1 protein-coding gene is annotated in these 3,699 nt (G+C 63.8%); it reads right to left on the bottom strand.

Features of this window, described 5'->3' with window-relative positions:
* Positions 1 to 544: 544 nt before the first annotated feature.
* A partial coding sequence (locus EH240_RS36445) for a helicase-related protein (RefSeq protein WP_342634130.1) occupies positions 545 to 3,699 on the bottom strand: 3,155 nt, incomplete at its 5' end.

The following is a 3,699-nucleotide window of genomic DNA, read 5'->3' as shown; positions in this document are numbered from 1 at the left end:
GCGGATCGTAGCCAGCAGCAGCGCGTCGGCCTGCGGACTCGACTTCGAGCGTCGCGCCTTGTCAGGATTATCCTTCAGCGCGCGCGGATCGACAAACTTCAGTTCCATGGAGATGCTCCTTCAAGGGTTTGCGGACACCGCGGGATCGCTGCGTCCTTCCTCGTCTTCTTCCCGAAGACATCCCCCGGCCCGCGGAGCGGGCGGGCCGGTGCAGCCGCGGCCGAGCATCCCTGCCCGGCTGGCCGAGCGGGGCTAACAGCCCTGCGCAGGACGACGCGGCCGGGATCGCGAGCGGCGCGGTTGAGCGCCAGCGTCAGCGGCTCGCCCGATCTGCGAGCGGGTTTTATTCTTCCTCCGTTTTCTTTCCTCATCCCTGCGACGTCGGTCTGGAGCCGAACGATCCGAGACGGACGCCGCCACGATTGTATCGCGGCTTGCGCACGGTGCTGACCGGATATGGGCGCGCCACCTGCATCCGAGCCACCTTGGACCTTTGCCGCCGGTCGGTGCCTGACACAATGACAGGCGGCCTGTGTCGAGCCTGCTATGCGGCTGCACGCTGATCCTGGCCATCAATCGAAGACGCAAGATCGGTTTCGATTTCGGCAAGCTGCCGGCGCTTCTCGGCGAGTTCACCAGCGAAACCGAACGCGCCGCCCTCACGCGAGCGATAGGATGTGAGCCTGCGCTCGGCATCCTGAAGACGCTGGCGGTATCGTTCCTGCTCGCCCTCGAAGCCGGCCAAGGCATGCTCGAGCCGGGCGATGGCGCCAAGCGGCGCGGTCGTGACAGGCAGCTCGATTTCATAATCGGCGCCGGTGCGCATCAGTCTGGTGGCATAGCGGTAGCCGTCCTTGCCGAAACGCTCGCCGGAGTATTCGAAATCGAACCCGCCGATCGAGGCGATCGTGATTTCGCCTTGCAGCTGAAGCTGCACGAGAGTCAGGATTTCCTTCATCAGCGCACGACCGGCGCGTTTGCGCTCCGTGAACGCGTCGCCCCCGACCACCATGCTGAACCGATCGCCGGTCGTCGGCACGAGGCGCTCGATATCCTTGCCCACCTCGCCCATGCGCCGGGTCGAGTATTCGATATCGCGCTCGGCATCGCGGATCTGCCGTCGAACGGCGTGCTCATCGTCGATGTGGGCCGCGCGAAGGCGCTCCAGACGGGCAATGTCCGCCTCCAGGCCTGCCTTCTGCGTCAGGCGCGGATCGCCCGAGGCGATCGCCTTGGCCATCGCGAACTGGCTGGCCTGCCCTCCCCCCATATCCTCCAACCGCCGAATGGACGTGTCTCCGGAAAGGGCGGCCGCGATGAACCGGGCCTTGCGCTCGTTGTTCTGCCACATCTGGGCGTCCATCGATCCTTCCGTGGCATAGGCGAAGATATCGACGACCTCGTGCTGGTTGCCCTGCCGCAGGATACGACCTTCGCGCTGCTCGATCTGGGAGGGCAGCCACGGCACGTCGAGATGATGCAGCGCCTTGAGGCGGAACTGCGCGTTGACGCCGGTGCCCATCGTGTCGGAGGAGCCGATCAGGAACCGGGTTTTTCCAGCGCGCACATCACCGAACAGGCGCTGCTTGGCCTCCGACTTCTTGAACTCCTGCATGAAGGCAATTTGTGATGCCGGAACGCCCCTGCGGACCAGTTCATCCCTGATCCAGCGATAGGCCGAGAAGCCTCTGGTTTTCTCGACGCCGATCGTGCCGAGATCGGAGAAGATCATCTGCGCTGCGCCCGGAAGCTCGAACGGCTTGCCGTCGGCGCGGACATAGCTGCTTTGCGCTGTTTCCTGCCAGATACGGAAGGCATTGCCGATCAGGTCGTTGAGCTTGTTGTGCGGCTCATTGTCATTGTCCGGATCGACCAGCCGCAGGTCGATCGCGGCATGCCGGCCATCGGTGATGACCGAGAGCAGGATGTCGTCACCAGGTTCTACCGGACGGTCGCGTTCCTCGATGGCCTTGATGCGGGCGTCGAGCACCATCTGGTAGCGCTTGAAGGCCGCGGACGGCTTGGCGGTGATGATCTGACGAGCGCCGGTCGAAAGCGCCGGCACCTTCACATATGCCCGAAGGTCTTGCGGCATCACCACATCGGCGAAGGAGCGGAACATGGCGATCAGCTCCGGCACGTTGACGAAGGTGGCGAAGCGGGTCACCGGCTTGTATTTGCCGGATGGCTGCAATTCGAGTTCGGTCGTGACGTCGCCGAAGGTCGAAGCCCAGGCGTCGAACTCGTGCAGGCCGCGCTGAAGCAGCGCCTCGTAACCGAGATAGCGCTGCACCGAAAACATCTCGCCAAGCGTATTGGTGATCGGCGTGCCCGAGGCCAGCACCAGCGCCCGGCCCGGATTCTTCGTCTCCACGAACCGGGATTTGACATAAAGGTCCCAGGCCCGCTGCGAGCCGTTCGGATCGACGCCCTTGAGCGTCGACATGTTGGTGGCGAAGCTGAGCTTCCTGAACTCCTGGGCTTCGTCGACGATGATCTGGTCGACGCCGATCTCGGAGATGGTGAGCAGGTCGTCCTTACGGGTCGAGAGCGACTCGAGCCGGCCCCTGAGCCCCTCCTTTAGCCGCTCAAGGCGCTTGCGCGAGACGCGGTCGTCGCTCTCGACCTTGGTCAGCAGCGTCTCGTAGAGTTCCAATTCGTCCTGGATCATCTGTTGCTCGAAGGCGGACGGCACGCCGATGAAGCGGAAGGCAGAATGCGTGATGATGATCGCGTCCCAGGCGGCGGTCGCCGCCCGTGACAGGAATCTATGCCGCTTCTCCTTGGAAAAATTCGTCTCGTCGGCGACGAGGATGCGGGCGCTCGGATAGAGCGCCAGAAATTCGCGGGCCGCCTGTGCAAGGCAATGGCCGGGAACGACCAACATGGCCTTGGCGATCAGGCCAAGCCGGCGCTGCTCCATGACGGCCGCGGCAATCGTCATGGTCTTGCCGGCGCCGACGGCATGGGCGAGGTAGGTCGAGCCGGCCGAGACGATGCGCCAGATACCGCGCTTTTGGTGTCCATAAAGAGAAAAGGAGCCGGAGGCGCCTGGAAGCTGCAGGTGATCCCCGTTGAATCTTCGGGGGGCGATGTTGTTGAAGCGGTCATTATAGACCTGCGCCAGCCGGTCGGTCCGGTCGGGATCGGACCAGATCCAGGTCTGGAAAGCGGTCTTGATCTTCTGCAGCTTTTCCTTGGCGGCTTCCGTATCCACGACATTGAGCACGCGCTTTTCAGCAGGGCCCTCCTTCACTGTATCGAAGATCTGCGGCACCCGGCTGTTCAGCGCGTCGGCTATGAGCTCGCCGGCATGACGACGATCGGTGCCCCATTCGGACGTGCCGGCTGCCATCCATCCCAATTGCCGCGCCTCTACGGTCCACGATGCCAGCTCCGGCATATGATGGATCCTGATCTCGGCACCCATCGTCTCGTGCACGAAGGCCACGACATCGTCGGCGGGAATCCATGGGTTCCCAAGGCGGGCGGTAATATCGGAAGGCCGCAGATCGGCCGGCTGAACCTCGACCAGGGCACGGACATTGCGCTCGAAGACGGGGTCGAGTGCGGCAGCGGCTTGTGCGGCCTTGAGCTTGTCGCGGACCTGACCGGAGAGATAGGCGTCGGCCGTCTGCCAGGAACCGGCCTCCGGATCACGGTAGATGGCGTCGCCGAGTTCGGCGATGACTGCTTCGG

The organism is Mesorhizobium tamadayense (assembly GCF_003863365.1).
GTDB classification, from domain to species: Bacteria; Pseudomonadota; Alphaproteobacteria; order Rhizobiales; family Rhizobiaceae; genus Mesorhizobium; species Mesorhizobium tamadayense.
This window is presented reverse-complemented; position numbering and strand designations above follow the sequence as displayed.